The following is a 21419-nucleotide window of genomic DNA, read 5'->3' on the forward strand; positions in this document are numbered from 1 at the left end:
GCCATGACCATTCAGGGCTGGAGCCTCATCCTCCTGTTCACCGCGCTCGTCGCGGCGCTTGCCAAGCCCATGGGGGCCTGGCTTTTCGCGCTTTACGAAGGGCGCACCACGCCGCTGCACCGGGTCCTCGCTCCGGTGGAGCGCGGCTTCTACCGGCTCGGCGGCATCGACCCGGGCGAAGAGCAGCACTGGCTGCGCTACGGCCTGCACCTGCTGGTGTTCCAGCTGGCGCTGCTGGCGTTCACCTATGCGGTGCTGCGCCTGCAAGGCGTATTGCCGATGAACCCGCGCGGCCTTGCCGGGATCGGCGCGGACGGCGCCTTCAACACCGCCGTCAGCTTCACCACCAACACCAACTGGCAGTGGTATTCGGGCGAGGCGGCGCTTTCCAACCTGTCCCAGATGCTGGGGCTGACGATCCACAACTTCCTCTCGGCGGCGACCGGCATCGCGGTGGCTTTCGCGCTGTTTCGCGGCTTTGCACGGCGCGAGGCGAAGACCGTCGGCAATTTCTGGGCGGACTGCACGCGCGTCACCCTGTACCTGCTGCTGCCCGCCTGCATCGTCTACGCGCTGTTCCTGATCGCCAGCGGCGTGCCGCAGACGCTTTCCGCGCAGGTCGATACGACCACGCTGGAAGGCGCGAGGCAAGCCATCGCGCTTGGCCCGGTCGCCTCGCAGGAGGCGATCAAGATGCTGGGCACCAATGGCGGCGGCTTCTTCAACGCCAACTCCGCCCATCCTTTCGAGAACCCCACCGCGCTCACCAACCTGGTGCAGATGCTCTCGATCTTCGCGCTGGGCGCGGGGTTGACCTGGTGCTTCGGCAAGGCGGTAGGCAACACCCGGCAGGGCTGGGCAATCCTGGCCGCGATGATGGCGCTATTCCTGATCGGCACCGGCGTCGCCTACTGGCAGGAAGCGGCGGGCAATCCGGTGCTGCACCAGCTTGGCGCGGCAGGCGGCAACATGGAGGGCAAGGAAGTCCGCTTCGGCATTGCCGCCAGCGCCCTGTTCTCGGTGGTCACCACCGCTGCTTCCTGCGGTGCGGTCAATGCCATGCATGACAGCTTCACGGCGCTGGGCGGCATGGTTCCGCTCATCAACATGCAACTGGGCGAAGTGGTCGTCGGCGGCGTTGGCGCGGGTATCTACGGCTTCCTGCTGTTCGCACTGCTGGCGGTGTTCGTCGCCGGGCTGATGGTGGGGCGCACCCCCGAATACGTCGGCAAGAAGATCGAGGCGCGTGAGGTCAAGCTGGCCGTCCTCGCCATCGCGGTGCTTCCGCTGTGCATTCTGGGCCTCACCGCGCTGAGCGCCGTCCTGCCCGCCGGCCTTGCCGGGCCGCTCAACAAGGGCCCGCACGGCTTTACCGAAATCCTCTACGCCTTCGCATCCGGCGCGGGCAACAACGGGTCGGCCTTTGCCGGGCTTTCGGCCGGCACGCCGTTTTACAACGGACTGCTCGGGATCGCGATGTGGATCGGGCGGTTCTTCGTGATCGTGCCCGTGCTGGCCATCGCCGGCAGCCTTGCCGCCAAGCGCCACACGCCCGCCACCTCGGGGTCTTTTCCGACCACTGGCCCCTTGTGGATCGGCCTGCTGATCGGGGTGATCCTGATCCTTGGCGGCCTCACGTTCCTGCCCAGCCTCGCCCTTGGCCCCATCGCCGATCACATCGCGATGGTCGCCGGCCAGCTGTCCTGAAGGCGCATCCCATGACCACCCAGACACCCACTTCCATGTTCTCGGCAAAGCTGGTCGCACCGGCGATCGGCGAGGCTTTCCGCAAGCTGGAACCGCGCCAGCTGATCCGCAACCCCGTGCTGTTCACCACTGCCGTCGTCGCGCTGCTGCTGACCGTCCTGCTGATCGTCGGCCGCGAGCCGCTGCCCGCCGGCTTCCAGATCCAGCTGATCGGCTGGCTCTGGCTCACCGTCCTGTTCGGCACTTTTGCAGAGGCGCTGGCCGAAGGGCGCGGGCGGGCACAGGCCGCTTCCTTACGCGCCACCCGCTCGGAACTCAGCGCCCGCCTCCCTGATGGCCGCACTCTGGCCGCCTCGCAGCTCAAGAAGGGCGACGAGGTCATGGTCGCCGCCGGGGAACTGATCCCGGCGGACGGCGAGGTTGTCGCCGGTGTCGCCTCGGTCAACGAGGCCGCGATCACCGGAGAGAGCGCCCCTGTCATCCGCGAGGCCGGCGGAGACCGTTCCGCCGTCACCGCAGGTACGCGCGTCATCTCCGACGAAATCCGCGTCCGGGTGACGCAGGAAGCGGGCCAGGGCTTCCTCGACCGCATGATCGCGCTGGTCGAAGGCGCCGAACGGCAGAAGACCCCTAACGAGATCGCCCTCACCATCCTGCTGGTCGGCCTCACCATCATCTTCCTGATCGCCGTCGCGACGATCCCCGCCTTCGCGCATTATGCGGGCGGCGCGATCCCCGTCGCGGTGCTGGCGGCGCTGCTCATCACCCTGATCCCCACCACCATCGCCGCGCTGCTGTCCGCCATCGGCATTGCCGGGATGGACCGTCTGGTACGCTTCAACGTCCTCGCCAAGTCCGGCCGCGCCGTCGAGGCGGCCGGCGATATCGACGTGCTGCTGCTCGACAAGACCGGCACGATCACCGTGGGCGACCGTCAGGCCAGCGAATTTCGCCCCGTTGGCGGCGCCAGCGCTGCTGCGCTGGCCGAAGCGGCGATGCTGGCCAGCCTTGCCGACGAGACGCCCGAAGGCCGCTCCATCGTCGTCCTCGCGCGTGAGCGGTTCGGCCTTTCGCTGGCTCTGCCCGGCGACGCGGAAGTGATCCCCTTTACCGCGCAGACCCGGATCTCCGGCGTCAGGAGCGCGGCGGGCCTCGTCCAGAAAGGCGCCGTCGATGCGGTGCTGCGCGCCAACCCGGAAGCCGCCGCCTCCCCCGCCGCGGCCGAACTGCGCCGTCAGTCGGAGGACATCGCCCGCCTTGGGCAAACCCCGCTCGCGGTCGCCCGCGACGGACGATTGATCGGCCTCGTTGCGCTCAAGGACGTGGTCAAGGCAGGTGTGCGCGAGCGCTTCGCCGAACTGCGCCGCATGGGCATTCGCACGGTGATGATTACCGGCGACAACCCGCTCACCGCCGCCGCCATCGCCGCCGAGGCCGGCGTGGACGACTTCCTCGCCGAGGCCACGCCCGAGGACAAGCTGGCGCTGATCCGGCGCGAGCAGCAGGGCGGCAGGCTGGTGGCGATGTGCGGCGATGGCACCAACGATGCCCCCGCACTGGCGCAGGCCGACGTCGGCGTCGCCATGAACACCGGCACCCAGGCCGCGCGCGAGGCGGGCAACATGGTCGATCTCGACAGCGACCCCACCAAGCTCATCGAGATCGTCGGCCTCGGCAAGCAGCTGCTGATGACGCGCGGCGCGCTGACCACGTTCTCGGTCGCCAACGACGTGGCGAAGTATTTCGCGATCATCCCGGCCATGTTCACCGCGCTCTATCCCGGCCTGGGCGTGCTCAACGTGATGGGCCTTGCCAGCCCGCAGAGCGCGATACTTTCTGCGATCGTGTTCAACGCCCTGATCATCCCGGCGCTGGTCCCCCTTGCACTGCGCGGCGTGACGTACCGCCCGATGGCCGCAGGACCGCTGCTGGCGCGCAACCTCGGGGTTTACGGTCTGGGCGGACTGGTGGCGCCGTTCGTCGGGATCAAGCTGATCGACATGGCGGTTTCCGGGCTGGGGCTGGTGTGATGATCCGCAGCTTCTCTGTCCACGCCATCGCGTTGCCGCCCCCATCGCGCTGCCAGCATGGTCCCGTTCGCACGCACCGTCATCCTGAACTCGTTTCAGGATCCATCGTGCCGATCAGGCGGCGGTTCGAAAGGAAAAATGGACCCTGAAACGGGTTCAGGGTGACGCTTTCCTTTCGGGGACGCGCACCCCTTCCCTTCACGCTGCCCCGCTCGCTGTCCCAAGGAGACACACGATGACCCACCACCTCACCACCGCCCTGCGCCCTGCGCTGGTGCTTACCGCGCTTTTCGCCCTGCTGCTGGGTCTTGCCTACCCTCTCGCCCTCACCGGCATCGCGCAGGCCCTGTTCCCCAGCCAGGCCAATGGCAGCCTGATCGAGCGAGACGGCCGCGTCGTCGGCTCGCACCTGATCGGGCAGGCTTTCGCCGCGCCAGGCTACTTCCACGGACGCCCTTCCGCCGCCGGGGCCGGGTACGATGCCATGGCCTCGTCCGGCTCCAACCTCGGCCCGGCCAGCAAGGCGCTGGCGGACCGGGTCGCGGGGGATGTCGCCAAATTGCGGAAATCACCGGGGACCAACGTTCCGTCCGACCTGGTGACGACTTCCGCCTCGGGACTTGACCCCCACGTCAGCCCCGAGGCGGCCCTTTGGCAGGTGGAGCGCGTCGCCAGGGCGCGCGGCCTCGACCCGGCGCGGGTCAAGGCGCTGGTAACGCTGCACGAGGAACACCCCCTGCTCGGCTTCATCGGCGAAGACCGCGTCAACGTCCTCGAACTCAATCTGGCCCTCGACAGCATGGCGAAGACCGGCGCACAAGCAGCCCGGTGAATCTGCCTGACAACCCCCTCCGGCCCGACCCCGACGCCCTGCTCCGCGCCGCAGCGCGCGAGGGGCGCGGCCGCCTCAAGGTCTTCCTCGGGGCGGCTCCGGGCGTGGGCAAGACTTACGAGATGCTGGGCGAAGGCGCCGCGCGCCGCGCCGCCGGGACCGACGTTGTGGTCGGCGTGGTCGAAACCCACGGCCGCGCCGAAACCGCCGCTCGCCTGCGCGGGCTGGAAATCGTGCCCCTCCAGCGCATCACCTACGAAGGCCACGCGCTGGAGGAGATGGACATCGACGCGGTGCTCGCCCGCCGCCCCGCCCTGGTGCTGGTGGACGAGCTGGCCCACACCAATGCGCCCGGCAGCCGCCACGACAAGCGCTGGCAGGACGTGGAAGAACTGCTCGATGCCGGGATCGACGTCTGGTCCACCCTCAACGTCCAGCACCTCGAAAGCCTGAACGACGTCGTCGCCTCGTTCACCCATGTGCGCGTGCGCGAAACCCTGCCCGACCGCATGCTGGACGCCGCCGACCTCGAAGTGGTCGACATCCCGCCCGACGAACTGATCGAGCGCCTGCGCCAGGGCAAAGTCTACGTCCCTGAGGAAGCAGGCCGCGCGCTGGGCAACTTCTTCTCCAAATCCAACCTGTCCGCTTTACGCGAACTTGCCCTGCGCCGCGCCGCGCAGGCGGTCGACGCGCAGATGCTGGAGCATGTGCGCGCTCACGCCATGGCCGGGACATGGGCGGCAAGCGACCGCGTCGTCGTCGCCGTCAGCGAGCAGCGCGCAGGCATGGAGCTGGTGCGTACTGCCAAGCGCCTTGCCGATGCGCAGCGCGTACCCTGGACCGCCGTGCACATCGAAACCCCGCGCACCGCCCGCCTCGGCGCCGCAGACAACGCCCAGCTCGCCGAAACCCTCCACCTCGCCGCGCAGCTGGGTGGGCAGGTCGCCAGCGTACCCGCCGAAAGCGTCCTCGCCGGGCTGAGCCAGTTCGCTGCCGAGGCCCGCGCGACGCAGCTGGTGGTGGGCAAGTCCAGCCGCTCGCGCTGGTTCGAGATGCGCCACGGCTCGATCGTCGACGCGCTGGTGCGCGGGCGCGGGCACGGCATGGCCCTCTACGTCCTGCCGATGGACACACCCCCGCCGCGCCGCCGCGCCCACGACCTGCATCTGGGCAGCTGGGGCACGATGGGCGGCTACCTCGTCTCGCTGGGGCTGACACTGGCGGTAACGCTGGCAGGCGCGCTGATTGGATCGAGCGGGACGATCACCGACCTTGGCATCATCTACCTCGTCCCGGTGATGCTGGCGGCGACGCGCTACGGCCTGCGGACGGGGATCGTCACCGGCCTCGTCTCCTCGCTCGCCTACAATTTCTTCTTCATCCCGCCCACGCATACGCTGACGATCGAGGACCCGCGCAATATCGTCACCGTGCTGGTACTGCTGGGCGTGGCGATCTTTGCCAGCCAGCTCGCCGCGCGGGTGCGCGAACATGCCCTGCAAGCGCAGGCCAGCGCCGCGCGCAGCAATGCCCAGGCCGGCTTCGCACGCCTACTCACCGCGATCAGCCGGCCGGAGGAACTGGCGCAGGTCCTGTGCGCCGAGATCGGCCGCATCCTTGACGGCAATGCCGTGCTGCTGATGCCGGGCGATCAGGGCCTGACCCTCCAGGCGAGCTGGCCCGGCCCCGCTCACCTCGAAATGCTGGACATGGCCGCCGCACGCTGGGCCTTCGAGAACGACCAGCCCGCCGGGCGCGGCTCGGACACACTCACCGCATCGGAATGGCTGTTCCACCCGATCGCGGCGGGCCAGACCTGCCTCGGCGTCTTTGGCCTTTCACGCAGCGATGCCCGCGCGCCGGTGCGCCCCGACCAGCTGCCGCTGCTGCTTAGCCTACTCGACCAGGGCGGACTGGCGCTGGAGCGTATCGCGCTCGAAGCCCAGATGGCGGAACTGGTACAGGTGCGCGAGCGGGACCGGCTGCGCCAGACGCTGCTATCTTCGGTCAGCCACGACCTGCGCACGCCGCTCACCACGATGCTGGGTTCGCTCGCGGAACTGCGCGCATCCGAACCGGCACAGGCGGGCCTGCTGGCACAGGCGCGCGGCGCGGGCGAGCGGCTGCACCGCTTCGTCGGCAACCTGCTCGACATGGTCCGCATCGAGGCGGGCGCCCTGCACGGCACCACCGAGCCGGTGGACCTTGCCGAAGCCGTCGCCGCCGTTTTGCAGGACATGCGTGCGGTGCTGTCCGGCTATTCGGTGGAAGCGGCGATCCCGTTCGACACGCCGATGGTTCTGGTGGACCCGCAGCTGTTCCAGCACTGCCTGCTCAACCTGGTGGATAATGCCGCCAAGCATGGCGATCCCGGCCGCGAAATCACCCTGCGCGCCCACCGTACCGCCAGCGGTATCGACCTCGACGTCCTCGACGCCGGCCCCGGCATCCCCGAGGGCGAGGAGGAACGCATCTTCGGCACGTTCGCCCGCATAGAAGGTTCGGATCGCAAGGGCGGCTCTGGGCTGGGCCTCGCCATCGTCAAGGGTTTCGCGCAGGCTATGGGGCTAACCGTCTCCGCCGCGAACCGTGACGACGCGCCCGGTGCGCGCTTCACCCTGCATTTCGACCAGGAACACCTCAAGGAATGGCCCGAGGAATGAGCGCAAACCCTGTGACAGTCCTTGTGGTAGACGATGAACCGGCGATCCGACGCCTGTTCCACGCCGGCCTGACGCGCGCAGGATACCGCGTGGTGGAAGCCGGCACAGCGCGCGAGGCGATGACCGCGCTCGATATCGACAAGCCCGAAGTGGTCCTGCTCGACCTCGGCCTGCCCGACCGTGACGGGCTGGAACTGATACCTCTGATGGCCGGGCGCACCGCTGTCCTCGTCGTATCCGCGCGCGATGAAACCGCCCAGAAGATCGCAGCGCTGGACCTTGGTGCGGACGATTACGTGTCGAAACCCTTCGACAGCGAGGAAGTCCTTGCCCGCATCCGCACCGCCCTGCGCCGCCGCCTGCCCGAAGGACCGGCTGGCCGGCAGGTGCGCGTGGGCGCGGTGGAGATAGACCTCATGGCCCGCGCCGTGCGCAAGGGCGGAGCAGAGGTTCACCTCACGCCCAAGGAATACGGATTCCTTGCGGAACTGGCGCGCAATCCGGGGCGGGTCATCACGCACGCCCAGCTACTGCGCGCGGTATGGGGACCTGGCCACGACGACGATGTGGAATACCTACGCGTCGCGGCGCGGGGGGTGCGGCGCAAGCTGGAGGACAACCCGTCGGAGCCGGTGCTGCTCCGCAACGAACCGGGCGTTGGTTACCGGTTGACCGTCGCGGAGTAGCGCGCCTGTCTTGTTACCAGTCGAAGAAGCGGCTGCGGCGCTTCACCGGCACCCCGTTTTCGGTGACCACAGTGCGCGGTTCGTAAGCGGTTGGCGTCGCGGCAACCACAGTACCGCCGTTCTCCAGAGCATCGGCGCGAGCTTCGGCCTTGGCAGCACGCAGTTCGGCATCGCGCACCCGCTCGTCGGAATCGCGGGCCGCAAGTTCGCCGCGGCGCTGGCTGGCGATGAGGTAATAGTGGCTCCACATTTGGCTATGCGCGAAAGCCAGCGCGAGGCCGCCGATGATCGCGAAGTTCTTGAGCATCATCACCCGCTGCATCGGATCGCCGAACTGCGCGTGGAAGAACAGAATGGTCATCGCGGTGAAACCGGCCAGCAGGATCGCCACCAGCCGCACCATGAACCCGGCCGCAAGGCACAGGCCCGCAACGAGTTCGAACAGGCCGGTGGGAATGGCGAGGCCCGATGGCAGACCGGCGGCGACGATCATCGTCTCGGTGCCGCCGATGTCCATCAGCTTTCCCGCACCGGAGAATATGAAGATCAGGGCAATCAGGAAGCGCCCGATTATGGCGGCAATCTTTGACAAGGCACATCTCCCGGCAGTTATATCCTGCCGGGAGAAGCGGGCGCGCGGGCGGTTTGTTCCCGCTTGTCGATTACAGCCTTGGCAGCGTTACCCCGCGCTGGCCCATGTACTTGCCCGCACGGTCCGCATAGCTGACTTCGCACGGCTCGTTGCCCTGCAGGAAAAGGAATTGGCAGGCGCCTTCATTGGCGTAGATCTTGGCAGGCAGCGGCGTGGTATTGGAGAATTCCAGCGTTACGTGGCCTTCCCAGCCCGGCTCCAGCGGGGTGACGTTCACGATGATTCCGCAGCGCGCATATGTGCTTTTGCCCAGGCAAATCACCAGAACGTCCTTGGGCACCCGAAAGTATTCCACCGTACGCGCCAGCGCGAACGAGTTGGGCGGGATCACGCAGCAGTCCGTCTTGCGATCCACGAAGGAATTGCTGTCGAAGTTCTTGGGATCGACCACCGCCGAATCGACATTGGTGAAGATCTTGAACTCGTCCGCCACCCGCGCATCGTAGCCATAGGAGGACAGGCCGTAGGAAATGCACCCGTCACGGCGCTGCGCTTCCACAAACGGCTCGATCATGCCGTGTGCCTGGGCCTGGGTACGGATCCACTTGTCGCTTTGAATTGCCATGCCCGCTGCTTTGCCCAAGACGAGGGGATTGTCCACCCGGCCCCGCCACGCCGTGCGGGAATAGTGACCCGCGCCTCTTATTCCATGCTTAACATTCGCCTGCTATCGCACCCTTCATGACCAGTCCCGCACGCATCCTAGTCGTATTCGGCACCCGGCCCGAGGCGATCAAGCTTTTCCCCGTGGTCCATGCCCTTAAGGCCGATCCTCGCTTCGAATGCGTGGTCTGCGTCTCGGCGCAGCACCGCCAGATGCTGGATCAGGTGCTTGAGATCGCCGGGATCGTGCCCGATCACGACCTCGACGTGATGCAGCCCGACCAGACGCTCGACGCGCTTACCGCCAACCTGCTCACCGGGCTGGGCAAAGTCATGGACATCGTCAAGCCCGACCGCGTCATCGTGCAGGGCGATACCGCCACCGCCATGTCCGGCGCGCTGGCGGCGTACTATCGCAAGGTTCCGGTCGACCATGTCGAAGCGGGCCTGCGCAGCTACAACATCTACCACCCCTGGCCCGAAGAGGTGAACCGCAAGATCATCGGCGCCATGGCCTCCCTTCACTTCGCGCCGACCACCACCAGCGAGGCCGCGCTCCTGAGGGAAAACATCGCAGCTGACCGCGTCCACGTCACCGGCAACACCGTGATCGACGCGCTGAAGTGGGTGACCGCGCAGATCGAGGCCAACCCTGCCCTCGCCTGCGGCCTAGCACCGCTCGAAGCCAGGTTTGCAGGCAAACGCATCATCGGCGTCACCAGCCACCGCCGCGAGAATTTCGGCGAGGGCATGGAGCAGATCGCCCAGGCCATCCGCGAAATCGCCCAGCGCCCCGATACCGCCGTGATCTTCCCGGTCCACCTCAACCCCAATGTACGCAAGGTGATGAACGAAGGCCTTGCAGGCCTCGACAACGTCGCCCTGATCGAGCCGCTGGACTACCCGCACTTCGCCCGTCTGCTCGCCATCGCCGAGATCATGCTGACCGACAGCGGCGGCGTGCAGGAAGAAGCCCCGGCGCTGGGCAAGCCGGTCATCGTCATGCGCGAAACCACCGAGCGCCCCGAAGGCGTGGAAGCGGGCACCGCAAAACTGGTCGGCACCGACGCGCGCCGCATCGTTACCGAAATTTCAACCCTGTTGGACGATAAGGCGGCCTACGAGGCCATGGCGCGCGCTCACAACCCGTTCGGGGATGGGCATACTTCCAGCCGAATCGTGGAGTTGCTTGCGAATGAAATCTGACAATAAGCCCAGCGTCTGTGTCGTCGGCCTTGGCTACATCGGACTTCCCACCGCGGCTGTGATCGCCCGCGCGGGGTGCAAGGTGCTTGGCCTCGACGTTTCGCAGAAGGTGGTCGACACCATCAATCGCGGCGAAATCCACATCGAGGAGGTCGATCTGGACGGCCTCGTGCAGGGCGTCGTCGCGCGCGGGCTGCTCTCGGCCTCGATCGAGGTTGCCCCGGCCGACATCTTCGTCATCGCCGTGCCCACGCCTTTCGATAAGGACCATGCGCCCGACATCTCCTACGTCCTGGCCGCCGGGCGCACCATCGCGCCGGTGCTGAAAGCAGGCGACGTGGTGATCCTGGAATCGACCTCGCCGGTGGGCACCACCGAGAAGATGCGCGACATGATCGCCGAGATGCGCCCGGATCTGAAGATCCCCGGCCTGACGCGCGAAACGCCCGACATCTCGATCGCCTATTGCCCCGAACGCGTCCTGCCCGGCCGCATCCTGGAAGAGCTGACCAACAACGACCGCTCCATCGGTGGCATCACCCCGCGCTGCGCCCGCAAGGCGCTGGCGTTCTACAAGCGCTTCGTGCGCGGCGAATGCGTCACCACCGATGCCCGCGCGGCCGAAATGACCAAGCTGGTCGAGAACGCATACCGCGACGTCAACATCGCCTTTGCGAATGAGCTTTCCATCGTCGCCGATCGCATGGGGCTGGACGTGTGGGAGGTGATCCGCCTCGCCAACCGCCACCCGCGCGTCAACATCCTCTCGCCCGGTCCGGGCGTGGGCGGTCACTGCATCGCGGTGGACCCCTGGTTCATCGTCCATAGCGCGCCTGAGGAAACCCCGCTGATCCGCACCGCGCGCGGCGTCAACGACGGCAAGATGCACCACGTCATCGCCAAGGCCGAAGCTCTGGTGGAAGCGCATCCCGATGCCCGCATCGCGTGCCTGGGCCTCGCCTTCAAAGCCAATATCGACGATTTCCGCGAAAGCCCTGCCCGTTTCGTCGCCAGCCGCCTTGCCCGCAAGTTCGGCAACCGCATGTCGGTGGTGGAGCCTTACGCTGACGAACTGCCGCTGGAATTCACCGATTCCGGCGTCACCCACATCGACGTCGACGAGGCGCTGGAGACCTGCGACATCCTGATAGTGCTGGTGGACCATGACGTGTTCCGCGTCGTCCCGCTGGCCGAGCGCGCCGACAAGCTGGTCTACGACACCCGTGGCATCTGGCCCGACCAACCCCGCGTAGTGCGTGAAGATGCGGCAAAGCTGGCCGTGGCCGCAGGCTGAATTTGCATCTGACGGCGCTGGCCATCATGCCGGCGCCGTCCTCCCGCCGGACCTGAAATTGGTCGGGGCGGCGGCATTCTTGCATCGGAAACGGCAGCGTAGAACAATCCGCTGCGGATCGTTTACATTCGATTCGCCCAATCATTTCATCGCTGTGGACGAACCGACGAATTGAGCGATGAACCGTTGCAGAGACGCGGCGGCTGACAGGCCCCTTCGCTATCGCAGCAAGACTTGCGCGTTATAACACTAATCCATGAGAATGGTTCCCCAGATCGCCGCACTTGCACTGTCGTTCGCAGCTATTGTGGCGACTCCGGCGATGGCCCAGCCTCTCCAGTGCGTGCCTTATGCCCGCGCTCACTCCGCCATCGACCTTCATGGCAACGCCGCTACCTGGTGGGCGCAGGCCGAAGGCAACTACGATCGCGGCCAAACCCCGCGCGCCGGTTCGGTGCTGGTGTTCAAGGCGAGCGGCGCGATGCGCGTCGGCCATGTCGCTGTCGTCAAGAAGATCGTCGATGACCGTCACGTCGTCCTCAACCACGCCAACTGGTCACGCCCCGGTATGATAGAAACCTCGGCCTTGGCCGAAGACGTTTCGGCAAAGGGCGACTGGAGCAACGTGCGCGTATGGTACTCGCCCACCCAGTCGCTGGGCCTGCGCGCCAGCCCCGCTTTCGGTTTCATCTACGCACCGGGCACGCAGGACGCCGAGCCGGCGATTGCCGCACCGCACCGCGAACGCTTCGAAACCGCCTTCGCCGATATCGCCGCCAAGGGCTGATCCAAGCGCCTGCGACCCCTGACCAGGACGCTGCCCACGGCAGGCACGATGCTTGACCGCGAGCAAGGGCGCCATGGCCGAACATCCCCTGACGCCGCTCAAAACCAAGCCATCCGTGGCTAAACGGCGCAAGGAAACTCGCGTCTGAACCTCCCCACTCCGGCAGGGAGGAGCAGCCAAGTTCCTTACCTGCAGACCCTGACCTTCCGGCCCTTCTGCATCTGATAGCGGCAGGTGACCTTCTTCTGCGCCTTCGCGCGGGTTGTCTTGACGGCAGCCTTGTTCTGAACCGCGCGCGTTTCTGCAGTATGCGCGGCATGCCCGGCCGGCTGCGCAGCGGCGAGCGTGGGCGCAAAAACGCCAAATGCCAGAGCGGCTAGAAGGGTAACGCTGGTTGTCTTCACGTGTCTTCGATCCTTCCCGGGCATGTCCCGGTCAAGGCGGCCAATGGCCACGGCGTCGCACCCGCCAGCCACCTGCAAGACACGAGCGCGCCTTAAGTTGCGGTGAACGCCAAGAGAAAGACTCACCCCAGCTTCTTTAGGCGCCTTTACTTAGGCGGTTCGATCCGAGCCAGCCTACGTGCCGACTTGATGGTCTGAACCACGAACAGCCCGATCAGGATCACACCGACGCTGCCCACGAACCAGTCGAAGCTGGTGATCGCATCCATGTCGCGCTGCTTGTCGCCGAAGATCAGCATGGCGAACGTCAGCGAAATCAGGACCAGGCGCAACTCGGTCGGCCCGGCGGAGAGGTAGGACAGCCGCATCTCGCCCAGCACGCGCACCGCGAGGAAGGCGTGTATGCACATCAGCAGGTAACCTACCAAGGCGATCAGCGAGACTTCGAGCCGCACGTAAGGGCTGACGCCGATGCCCAGCAGAATCAGGAAAGTGGCTAACCCATCGCAGCTGTGATCGAGGAAATAGCCGTAACGCGGCCGCTCGATATGGCGGAAACGGGCAAGGCTGCCGTCCATGGAATCGCCGAACCAGTGCAGCAGGTAGCCGGGCATGCACAGCCACAGCCAGTCCTCGTTCAGCAGGCTGGTGGCGTATCCTGCGAAGATCAGCACCGCGCCGATCATGCCCAGCCCGGTCAGCAGATCCGGCTTCACCCAGGCGGGCATGTGTGCACAAAGCCAGTTGAGCAGGCGCCGTTCACCGAGAGCCAGGATGTTCTGCTGGATTCGGGCGGGGGGTGCGATGCGATTGTCCTGCATGGTGCCTTATTGTGACAAGTCGTTTACTTGGCAAGGCAAACCGGCTCCCGCCTCCCCCGTTTCGTCGCTTCAGCTCATGTCCCAGACCAGCTAACCGCCGCGGTACGTTCAGATTCCTGCATACCAGGCGTAAGCCCCGTTATCTTCCCAGTAGCCGCCCTTGCCGCCGTGAATACCCTCAAGCGACGCCACCGCCTCGATCCGGGCGACGAACTTTGCGTGTTTGTAGCCCAGCTGCCGCTCCACCCTCAGCCGCAGCGGCGCGCCATGGGCCTCTTTCAGTGGCTTGCCGTTCATCGCCCAGGCCAGGATCGTCTGGGGGTGGAAGGCGTCCACCATGTCGATCGATTCGTAATAGGGCCGGCCGTGGTAAAGGTCGGCGCAGTGGAACACCAGGTAGCGCGCCTGCGGCCGCAACCGCGCCATGTCCAGCAGCAGGCCAAGGCGCGGGCCTTGCCACTGGCCGATCGCGCTCCAGCCTTCGACGCAGTCGTGGCGGGTGATCTGGCGGCGCTGCGGCAAATCGCGCAAGGTCTGCAGCGACAGCGTAAGCGGGTGCTCGACCAGACCGCCCAGCATCAGCGACCAGTTGGCAAACCCCTGCGCCAGATGCTGGCGGTAGGCCGGATCGGTGACCTCGCGGCTGCCATTGGCGCGGAAGGCGGGGGACATGTCGGCCTCGCGGTACTCGCGCGCCAGTGCATTTCGTCCCAGGACGCGCTGGGTCACGCGGTGGAGGTTCTCGCCGCTTTCCAGCGTCTCGCGGAAGGTGGAATTGTCGAACAGGCGGTCGCAGCCGGGCAGCAGCAGGCTCCCTGCTCCTGCGGCTCCGGCGCGGATCAGGCCCCGGCGAGAGACGATGAGGGTCATGGCCTGCGCTCCCGAGGCAGGCGATACCAGCCGGTCACCATCGAGCGCACCTCGTTCAGCGGCCCCGCCAGCACGACCATGACGATGTGAAGCACGAAGAACCCGACCAGCCCCCAGGCGCAGAGGAAATGCACCGACCGGGCCGACTGCCGCCCGCCGAACACCTCGGTGACAAGCGGCGCCCAGGCATCGGTGCCGGGCGACATGGCCAGGCCAGTAAGAATCATCATCGGCAGCAGCCCGAACAGTACCCCGGCATAAGCGAGCTTCTGGAGCAGCGAGTAACGCAGTGCGCTCGCCCCGGTAGGAAAGCGCAGGCGGGCATGTTCGCGGATGTCGTGCCAGAGATGCGACGGTCGCCACTCGGCGCGGGTAATGTGAATGTCCCGGCGGATGTGCCCGGCAATGAGAGCCCATGCGAGATAGAGTAGCAGCCCGACCGCCAGCACCCAAGCGAAGGCCAGGTGCCAGATGCGCCCGATCGCCAGACTATAACGCGACGGGATCGTCGCCCAGTACGGGAAGGCCCGGCGCTGGACCTGTCCGTCGCCGTCGGTCCACAGACCGAGCGTCCCGGTCGTGTTCCAGCGGTGCCCGGCGATTTCGATATAACCCTGTTCGCCCCCGCCGCTGCGCGCAGAGCCTACCTTGAGCCACGCATTGTCGTAGTTCGCACCGTATTCGCCCCAGTAGAGGCGCGGATGAGCGTTGAAGATCATCAACCCGCTCATCAACATCACGAGCAGGGTCACGGCGTTCGTCCAGTGCCACAGCCGCGTGGGCCAGCGATGCCGCCGTACCAGTTCGCCTCCTTGCGGCGCAGGAGAAACGGCAGGGTCAATCATGGCTGGACTGCTCTCCATAAGCGATTTTCTGCCCCGCATCATTCCCCGACAACGTGAACCGCAACCAGTCGACGGTGCGCCACCAGCCGATGTTCGGCAAGGTAATTCCCCTGCCATAGACCCAGCAACATACGCCCGCCAATAACGGAACCTCCAGGTTCATCCCGGTCAGCACCGCCTTCATGTGAGCGAGGAATTCATCCGGCCCTTCGTCGTCGTGGGTATAATGGGGCGTTCCGCGGGGCCAGCCGGTCGAAGCAGGCGGCAAGGTCGGCGCGCTGCTCGCGCGCGACGTTCTCCTGGATCAGCAGCGTAAGCAGACCCTCGGCTACGCCCGTCCCTTCCAGCCAGCCGGCTATCGCCTGCTTGACATCAGTGAAGCCGCCCCCCGGCGTATCGAAGGATGGAGAAGGAACGCCCCGGCCCATCGGCAAAGACATTGAAGTCGCATCGCCCCCCATCTCCAGACTACCAGTGGCCGCAAGATTGCAGGCGGATGCATAAAGATCACGCCCGACTCAAAGGAAAGTGAACAATTTCTGCTCAATATCGATGCAGCAACCAGGATTCTCAATTAACCTTCGATCAACATGAATGTGCGAAATAAAGATGGGATAGTGGCCCGCGCCAGGAAAGTACCATGCGGCACACAACTAGGGTGATCATTGCCGTACTTCCGATCCTGTTCCTGGCTGCCCATGCCGGAACGGTGGCTCTGGCGCGGGATGCGGCGATGGAGGTCTCCTTCGCGTGGCTGATCGGCGCCCCTGTCGCCGCGGGTGCGGCAGCGCTATACCGGGGATGGAAGGAAGAGCTGGAAGGCTGGCTTTCGGTCGGAGCGGCGATGCTGTGCTGGGCCGGCGGAATGGCGGCTACGATGGTCAACACCCTGTTCCTCGACATCATAAGCGAAGACCGGCTGAGCATGTTGCTCTACGTGCTTTACGGCGTGCCCCTGATCTTCACTCTCGTCAGCCCTGAGGAGGAAAAGTGGCCGTCGCGCCTTGTCGACGCCGCCATGGCTGCCGCGCTGGGCGGCCTTTTCTACGCCTATATATGCCATCTGAGCACCCCCACCGGCGCTGCACCGCAAGTACGCGAATTGCGCATGATGTTCGACATCGAGAATGCCTTCATCGCGGTCTTCGCGGTCATGCGCTACTTCGCGCGGCCCGGCCGCCGGCTCGGGTTCTTCCGGGCGGTGACGGCCTATGCCATCGCGTACCTGATCTGTGCGGGCTACATGAACCACTATCAGGGCGAAAGCGACTACGGTCACCCGGTCGACGCAATCATCGACCTGCCTTTCCTGCTGCTGATGTGGCTTGCCCTGGAAGGGGGCTTCCCGCGCGCCTCGGCAACCGCCAGTTCACGTGGCTTTGCCCGGGTGGTACAAGCGGGCAGTCCGATGCTGATCCCGGTAACGCTGCTCACGGTATCCGTGCTGCTGGTCGGCTATGACCCGAAGATGGCGATCACCGGCTGCGTCATCGCCTCCATCGGCTATGGTCTGCGCACGGTCCTGGTCCAACTTCGCAATTTCGAGGAGCAGGACCAACTCACCCTTCTGTCTCACGTCGATGCCCTCACCTGCATTCCCAACCGGCGGCGCTTCGATGAAGTGCTGCGCCGGGAATGGAACCGCCGTGAGCAGTCTTCGGACCAACTCGCCCTGCTGATGATCGACATCGACAACTTCAAGCAGCTTAACGATCATTTCGGGCACGCCGTAGGCGACGAGCGACTGCGCAGTGTCGCGGCTGCCCTGACCGAATGTGCACGCAGCGATTTCGACCTTGTCGCGCGCTACGGCGGAGAAGAATTCGCGGCTATTCTCATTGATATAGACCCGCGCGATGCCACAAAGATCGCCGAAAGGATGCGTGCGGCAGTGGAATCCCTGCTGATGCCGCTGGGGCGCGGTGCGGGCATCGTGACCGTCAGTATCGGCATGGCCTGCGCCCATTCGCTGGACACCGGCATCGAAGACTTTGTCGAAGCTGCCGATGCAGCCCTCTACGAGGCGAAGAGAAACGGCAGAAATCAGGTAATCCACCGCGTCGCACCGTCCTTGCGCGCGGTGCAATCCGCCGCCGCCCCGCAAGGCGGTAAGGCTGCTTGATCGCAAGTGTACGAAATGTAAGAAACGAGGCGTTGACGCCGCGCCCGTCATCGTGGCACTAGGCCCCTCGCCTCAGCGGACCAAATCCGTGGAACCGGCGCGCGAACGTCAAGCAAAGTGCTTGAAACGCGGGTGTAGCTCAATGGCAGAGCAGAAGCTTCCCAAGCTTACGACGAGGGTTCGATTCCCTTCACCCGCTCCATAAATTAAACCGGCCACTTAGGCATCTTCCCACAAGCCTGAAAGTTGGATCGTCTGCGGTAACGGTGTGGTAAGAGACCGTTTGAGAATGGGCTTTGCCCATTCTGCATGGCGCCGCAATCTCATCGAAAACCTGTTCTGTCTCGGCCAGCGCGATACTATAACGGCGCCTGCGGCACAGTATCGTACCATCCAGGTACAGCACATAGGTAGCTTCTCGCACAGCTCGATATTTCGTGTATCAGTGCATGTTTACCGACTGGCGACGCCCGAGAAATGACGCAATCCGACGCCCTTTCCGATAAAGTATACGTTGAGCTCATTCGCAGCCTTTACGCGAACGTCCTGCCATCCAAGATCATGCTTGGCATCACCGGCCTTTACGTTTCGCTGATCGGTCGCAGCCGCGGCGACTGGCTTTTGTGGGCCATCGGACTGGCCGCATTTGCGGCGTGCGCCCTGCGTGTCGGCATCACCGTCAGCCTGCGCGCCCGGGCAATGACCGCCGCCCTGGATCGCACGGCCGCGCGTAAGCTGGAACTGAGCTACTCGGTCCCGTATTATCTCTATTCCGTGCTGCTCGGCGCACTGGGAGGCTATGTCTTCGCCGGCGCAGACCAATCGGCGCAGATGCTCACGGTCTGCGTACTCATGGGCTACTGCGCCGGAGTAGCCACGGGAACCGGTCTGCGGCCGATGATCGCCATCCCAAGCATAGTCATGGCCATAGGCCCCGCCATCGTCATGTCGGCACTGCGATTAGAGCCTGTTCACGCTGGCATGAGCGTGATCGCGCTGGCCTTCCTCATCGGCGGAGCGCAGTCGGTTCTTGCCCAGCATCGGCTGGTGATGACCGAGATCGGCAAGCGTCTCACCTCGGTGTCCCTGGCCCGGCGCGACGGACTGACCGCGCTGCCCAACCGTCTGGCCCTGCGAGAGTATTTTGACGAGAATGCCTCGCTACTGGGCGCAGGAAGCGTCGTGGCGGTGCATTATCTCGACCTCGACGGCTTCAAGCCGGTCAACGATCGCTATGGCCACGCTGCCGGGGACGAACTGCTTGCCGCCGTGGCTGAGCGGCTGCGCGGCGCGGTGCGCGCCGGCGACATCGTCGCGCGGCTCGGCGGCGACGAGTTCGGGATCGTCCAGTTCGGGCTCAATCGGCATGAGGAAGCGGAACTGCTGGCGCGGCGCATCATAGCGGCCATCGCCCAGCCCTTTCAGATCGGCGCGGACGACATCAGCATCTCCGCCTGCGTAGGCACCGTCGTTTCCAGCGAAAGCGGGACGGACCTGGAAACCCTGCTGCGAAATGCCGACGAGAAGCTCTATCAGGCCAAGCGCGAACGTCCCGGAGCGCCGCAGGTCCTCACCTCCATCCTGTAAGGGCTCAGCCCTCGCGGATCATCCCGAAGCCATAGAGCAGGTGATCCAGTTGACCATCGGGCACAGGTGGGAAGGCCAGTGCATCGCCGCCCTCCCGGATGACGTCGATCTGATCCGCTACCTCTTCCACCGACCAGTCGGGACGGTACAGGCCTGCATTCTCGGTTATCCGGGCGCGGCCGAGGCGGCCCCCCATCGCCACGTACATCTCGCCGGATGCCTGGCAATCCTCGTGACACAGATAGGCGACCATGGGGGCGACCTGTTCGGGTATCATCGGCGGGAACTTGCTGGTGTCGATCCCGTCCGACATGCGGGTGACGGCGGCCGGGACGATCAGGTTCGAGCGGACGTTGCTGTGCTGCCCCTCGATCGCGGCGGTGTTCGACAGGCCCATGAAGCCCGCCTTGCACATTGCGTAAGTGACGTTGTCGGACTTGCCGTAAAGCCCGTTGATCGAACTGGTCAGGACGATGCGGCCATAGCCCTGCGCCATCATGTGCGGGAAAGCCTCGCGAACGACGTGATAGGCGCCCTTCAGGTGGACATCGAGAACGGCCGCAAAGTCCTCGTATCCCAGATCGCACAGCGAGCCGCGCCGCACGTTGCCGGCGGAATGGATCAGGATGTCGATCCGCCCGAAGGCCTCCAGCGCGGCGTCGATGATGGCCTTGCCGCCCTCGGGCGTGGCAACGCTGTCGGTATTGGCGATAGCCTCGCCGCCAGCCGCGCGGATCTCGGCGGCAAGCGTTTGGGCAGGCCCTTCCGCCGTGGCATCGCCTGCCATCGAGACGCCGGGATCGTTGACCACGATCTTGCAGCCCCGGCTCGCCAGCAGCAGCGCATGAGCCCGGCCAAGACCCCGGCCGCCCCCGGTAATCACGGCGACGCGGCCATCGAAACGAAGCTCTGGCATGGTTATATCTCTCCCGATCCTGACCGTGATGACGCGGGTTCAGGTATCACGCAACGATACCCGATGCCCGTAGCGCCGCGATCCGCTCGGGCGATAGATCGAGCACTTCGCCAAGGATCGCATCTGTGTGCTGGCCCAGCACCGGAGGCGCCTCGGGCACGGGCTGATCGGCATCGGTGAAGCGGATCGATCGGTTGACGATGGGTATGGCGCCAAGCGCCGCGTGCTGCGCCTCCACCACCATCCCGCGTGCCGTGGCCTGCGGCTGGGCCAGGGCTTCGGTGACGCCAAGGATCGGCGCGTGCGGCACTTGCGCCGCCGTGAATATCTCCACCAATTCATCGACGCTGCGCAGCGCGGTGAATGCCGAGACGATGGCGTTGACCTCCTCACGCGCATCGCGCCGCTTTTCCAACGTATCGTAGCGCGGGTCGGCGGCAAGGTCCGACTGGCCGATGGAATTGCATATGCGGCCCCAGAACCCCGGCGTCAGGCAGGCTATGACGATGGAGCCCTCCCGCGCCGGAAAGATCCCATAAGGCACCAGATTGGGATGCTGCGAGCCTACCCGCTGTGGGTCGCTGCCGGTGAAGAACGCAAGCTGCGCGATATAGCCCAGCATGCCCATCAGCCCGTCCATCAGGCTGACATCGATATGGCGGCCAATTCCGGTGCGTTCACGCTCGTACAGCGCGGAAAGGATGCCGATCGGCCCGTTGATCCCGCCCACCAGATCGCCCAGCGGAATGCCCAGCTTGGTTGGCAGGCCGCCCGGCTCGCCGTTCATCGACAGCGCCCCCGACATCGCCTGAAGCACGATGTCGAAGCTGGGCCGGTCCTTCAGCGGCCCGGTCTGGCCGAAGCCCGAAATCGAGCAGTAGATGAGGCGCGGATTGAGCTTGTGAAGTTCCTCCCAGCCCAGCCCCAGCCGCTCCATCACCCCAGGCCGGTAATTCTCGACCAGCACGTCGCAGCGCGCGGCAAGATCCTTGACGAGGGCCAGCCCCTCCTCGCTCTTGAGATCCACGACGATGGATTTCTTGCCGCGATTGACGGCGAGGTAATAGTGGCTTTCGCCGTCGCGGATCGGCGGGAAGCTGCGGGTTTCGTCCCCGGAACCGGGCGGTTCGATCTTGAACACCTCGGCGCCCATGTCGGCAAGGGCAAGGCTGGCCGCGGGCCCGGCAAGCACGCGCGTGAAGTCGATCACACGCACGCCTGCAAGCGGGCCAGCCCAAGTCGAGGTCATAGCAAGACTTCTCGTTATCGATGCGAGGGGCATAGCCCCGCGCGCTCCCAATCATGTCGATGCTGCGCCGCTGCACGGCAACGCGCAAGGCGGACAGGTCCGGGAGCGCGAGGGCGATGGTCCTCGCACCTTCCCTTTTACC

The 21419-nt window shown here is 65.5% G+C and carries 20 protein-coding genes and 1 tRNA gene; 11 read left to right on the forward strand and 10 right to left on the reverse strand.

Features of this window, described 5'->3' with window-relative positions; translation table 11 throughout:
* Nucleotides 1–3 precede the first annotated feature (3 nt).
* From kdpA to V474_RS17065, 5 genes are all read left to right on the forward strand, one after another.
* Nucleotides 4–1707, forward strand: coding sequence for a potassium-transporting ATPase subunit KdpA (kdpA, locus tag V474_RS17045; RefSeq protein WP_059152642.1), 1704 nt, complete (start codon nt 4–6; stop codon nt 1705–1707).
* Between the two features lie 11 nt (nt 1708–1718).
* Entirely contained in the window at nt 1719–3737 is a 2019-nt protein-coding gene (kdpB, locus tag V474_RS17050; RefSeq protein ID WP_059152643.1) for a potassium-transporting ATPase subunit KdpB, read from the forward strand.
* Between the two features lie 235 nt (nt 3738–3972).
* Entirely contained in the window at nt 3973–4569 is a 597-nt protein-coding gene (gene kdpC / locus V474_RS17055; RefSeq protein ID WP_059152644.1) for a potassium-transporting ATPase subunit KdpC, read from the forward strand.
* The gene (locus V474_RS17060) at nt 4566–7235 is read left to right on the forward strand and encodes a sensor histidine kinase (protein WP_407938347.1); all 2670 of its coding nucleotides are present in this window, start codon (nt 4566–4568) and stop codon (nt 7233–7235) included. Before kdpC ends, V474_RS17060 begins: the two co-directional genes overlap by 4 nt.
* Nucleotides 7232–7921, forward strand: coding sequence for a response regulator (locus V474_RS17065; protein ID WP_059152645.1), 690 nt, complete (start codon nt 7232–7234; stop codon nt 7919–7921). Before V474_RS17060 ends, V474_RS17065 begins: the two co-directional genes overlap by 4 nt.
* Nucleotides 7922–7934: 13 nt before the next feature.
* Here the strand turns inward: V474_RS17065 and V474_RS17070 are convergent, their stop codons facing one another.
* On the reverse strand, nt 7935–8513 hold the full coding sequence (locus V474_RS17070; protein WP_059152646.1) for a DoxX family protein: 579 nt from the start codon (nt 8511–8513) through the stop codon (nt 7935–7937).
* Between the two features lie 70 nt (nt 8514–8583).
* On the reverse strand, nt 8584–9138 hold the full coding sequence (gene dcd / locus V474_RS17075; RefSeq protein ID WP_043973702.1) for a dCTP deaminase: 555 nt from the start codon (nt 9136–9138) through the stop codon (nt 8584–8586).
* Between the two features lie 116 nt (nt 9139–9254).
* Between dcd and wecB the strand changes: the two genes are divergently transcribed.
* The 3 genes from wecB (at nt 9255) to V474_RS17090 (ending at nt 12463) form a co-directional block, all read left to right on the forward strand.
* Complete coding sequence (wecB, locus tag V474_RS17080) at nt 9255–10382, forward strand: non-hydrolyzing UDP-N-acetylglucosamine 2-epimerase (protein WP_059152647.1); 1128 nt, start codon at nt 9255–9257, stop codon at nt 10380–10382.
* Entirely contained in the window at nt 10372–11676 is a 1305-nt protein-coding gene (gene wecC, locus V474_RS17085) for a UDP-N-acetyl-D-mannosamine dehydrogenase (RefSeq protein ID WP_059152648.1), read from the forward strand. The genes wecB and wecC overlap by 11 nt, the downstream gene beginning before the upstream one ends.
* Nucleotides 11677–11938: 262 nt before the next feature.
* A complete protein-coding gene (locus V474_RS17090; RefSeq protein ID WP_407938350.1) occupies nt 11939–12463 on the forward strand; it encodes a CHAP domain-containing protein in 525 nt (174 codons plus the stop codon).
* 185 nt (nt 12464–12648) lie between these two features.
* On the opposite strand, the gene V474_RS17095 is transcribed toward V474_RS17090, so the two are convergent.
* The 6 genes from V474_RS17095 to V474_RS26895 form a co-directional block, all read right to left on the reverse strand.
* Nucleotides 12649–12867, reverse strand: a complete 219-nt coding sequence (locus tag V474_RS17095; RefSeq protein ID WP_059152650.1) for a hypothetical protein — start codon at nt 12865–12867, stop codon at nt 12649–12651.
* Nucleotides 12868–13013: 146 nt separating this feature from the next.
* Complete coding sequence (locus tag V474_RS17100) at nt 13014–13688, reverse strand: CDP-alcohol phosphatidyltransferase family protein (protein ID WP_059152651.1); 675 nt, start codon at nt 13686–13688, stop codon at nt 13014–13016.
* A gap of 108 nt (nt 13689–13796) precedes the next feature.
* Nucleotides 13797–14558 carry a molybdopterin-dependent oxidoreductase gene (locus V474_RS17105; RefSeq protein ID WP_059152652.1) on the reverse strand — a complete coding sequence of 254 codons (762 nt, stop codon included), beginning with the start codon at nt 14556–14558 and terminating at the stop codon, nt 13797–13799.
* Nucleotides 14555–15403: a cytochrome b/b6 domain-containing protein gene (locus V474_RS17110; protein ID WP_059152653.1), complete on the reverse strand. Its 849-nt coding sequence runs from the start codon at nt 15401–15403 to the stop codon at nt 14555–14557. The genes V474_RS17105 and V474_RS17110 overlap by 4 nt, the downstream gene beginning before the upstream one ends.
* Complete coding sequence (locus V474_RS26890; RefSeq protein WP_330219648.1) at nt 15396–15587, reverse strand: hypothetical protein; 192 nt, start codon at nt 15585–15587, stop codon at nt 15396–15398. The genes V474_RS17110 and V474_RS26890 overlap by 8 nt, the downstream gene beginning before the upstream one ends.
* Nucleotides 15588–15600: 13 nt before the next feature.
* Nucleotides 15601–15843: a YjbQ family protein gene (locus V474_RS26895; protein ID WP_330219649.1), complete on the reverse strand. Its 243-nt coding sequence runs from the start codon at nt 15841–15843 to the stop codon at nt 15601–15603.
* 200 nt (nt 15844–16043) lie between these two features.
* Here V474_RS26895 and V474_RS17120 point away from each other — a divergent pair, with 200 nt between their 5' ends.
* The 3 genes from V474_RS17120 (at nt 16044) to V474_RS17130 (ending at nt 19112) form a co-directional block, all read left to right on the forward strand.
* Complete coding sequence (locus V474_RS17120; protein WP_059152654.1) at nt 16044–17525, forward strand: GGDEF domain-containing protein; 1482 nt, start codon at nt 16044–16046, stop codon at nt 17523–17525.
* Between the two features lie 128 nt (nt 17526–17653).
* Nucleotides 17654–17727: transfer RNA gene (locus V474_RS17125), tRNA-Gly, on the forward strand.
* A gap of 275 nt (nt 17728–18002) precedes the next feature.
* Nucleotides 18003–19112, forward strand: coding sequence for a GGDEF domain-containing protein (locus tag V474_RS17130; RefSeq protein WP_059152655.1), 1110 nt, complete (start codon nt 18003–18005; stop codon nt 19110–19112).
* Nucleotides 19113–19116: 4 nt separating this feature from the next.
* Here V474_RS17130 and V474_RS17135 read toward each other — a convergent pair whose 3' ends face one another.
* Both V474_RS17135 and V474_RS17140 read right to left on the reverse strand, forming a co-directional pair.
* Entirely contained in the window at nt 19117–20028 is a 912-nt protein-coding gene (locus tag V474_RS17135) for an SDR family NAD(P)-dependent oxidoreductase (RefSeq protein ID WP_059152656.1), read from the reverse strand.
* A gap of 46 nt (nt 20029–20074) precedes the next feature.
* Complete coding sequence (locus V474_RS17140; RefSeq protein WP_201786060.1) at nt 20075–21277, reverse strand: CaiB/BaiF CoA transferase family protein; 1203 nt, start codon at nt 21275–21277, stop codon at nt 20075–20077.
* Nucleotides 21278–21419: the final 142 nt, after the last annotated feature.

The organism is Novosphingobium barchaimii LL02 (assembly GCF_001046635.1).
Lineage (GTDB): Bacteria > Pseudomonadota > Alphaproteobacteria > Sphingomonadales > Sphingomonadaceae > Novosphingobium > Novosphingobium barchaimii.

What these genes read in the sequence shown, in the direction of transcription:
- V474_RS17130 (WP_059152655.1), top strand. Translation starts at nt 18,003, where the DNA reads ATGACGCAATCCGACGCCCTTTCCGATAAAGTATACGTTGAGCTCATT.
- V474_RS17135 (WP_059152656.1), bottom strand. Translation starts at nt 20,028, where the DNA reads ATGCCAGAGCTTCGTTTCGATGGCCGCGTCGCCGTGATTACCGGGGGC.
- V474_RS26895 (WP_330219649.1), bottom strand. Translation starts at nt 15,843, where the DNA reads ATGTCTTTGCCGATGGGCCGGGGCGTTCCTTCTCCATCCTTCGATACG.
- kdpC (WP_059152644.1), top strand. Translation starts at nt 3,973, where the DNA reads ATGACCCACCACCTCACCACCGCCCTGCGCCCTGCGCTGGTGCTTACC.
- V474_RS17140 (WP_201786060.1), bottom strand. Translation starts at nt 21,277, where the DNA reads ATGACCTCGACTTGGGCTGGCCCGCTTGCAGGCGTGCGTGTGATCGAC.
- V474_RS17100 (WP_059152651.1), bottom strand. Translation starts at nt 13,688, where the DNA reads ATGCAGGACAATCGCATCGCACCCCCCGCCCGAATCCAGCAGAACATC.
- V474_RS17120 (WP_059152654.1), top strand. Translation starts at nt 16,044, where the DNA reads ATGCGGCACACAACTAGGGTGATCATTGCCGTACTTCCGATCCTGTTC.
- V474_RS17065 (WP_059152645.1), top strand. Translation starts at nt 7,232, where the DNA reads ATGAGCGCAAACCCTGTGACAGTCCTTGTGGTAGACGATGAACCGGCG.
- kdpA (WP_059152642.1), top strand. Translation starts at nt 4, where the DNA reads ATGACCATTCAGGGCTGGAGCCTCATCCTCCTGTTCACCGCGCTCGTC.
- V474_RS17090 (WP_407938350.1), top strand. Translation starts at nt 11,939, where the DNA reads ATGGTTCCCCAGATCGCCGCACTTGCACTGTCGTTCGCAGCTATTGTG.
- wecC (WP_059152648.1), top strand. Translation starts at nt 10,372, where the DNA reads ATGAAATCTGACAATAAGCCCAGCGTCTGTGTCGTCGGCCTTGGCTAC.
- dcd (WP_043973702.1), bottom strand. Translation starts at nt 9,138, where the DNA reads ATGGCAATTCAAAGCGACAAGTGGATCCGTACCCAGGCCCAGGCACAC.
- V474_RS17105 (WP_059152652.1), bottom strand. Translation starts at nt 14,558, where the DNA reads ATGACCCTCATCGTCTCTCGCCGGGGCCTGATCCGCGCCGGAGCCGCA.
- V474_RS26890 (WP_330219648.1), bottom strand. Translation starts at nt 15,587, where the DNA reads ATGAAGGCGGTGCTGACCGGGATGAACCTGGAGGTTCCGTTATTGGCG.
- V474_RS17110 (WP_059152653.1), bottom strand. Translation starts at nt 15,403, where the DNA reads ATGATTGACCCTGCCGTTTCTCCTGCGCCGCAAGGAGGCGAACTGGTA.
- wecB (WP_059152647.1), top strand. Translation starts at nt 9,255, where the DNA reads ATGACCAGTCCCGCACGCATCCTAGTCGTATTCGGCACCCGGCCCGAG.
- kdpB (WP_059152643.1), top strand. Translation starts at nt 1,719, where the DNA reads ATGACCACCCAGACACCCACTTCCATGTTCTCGGCAAAGCTGGTCGCA.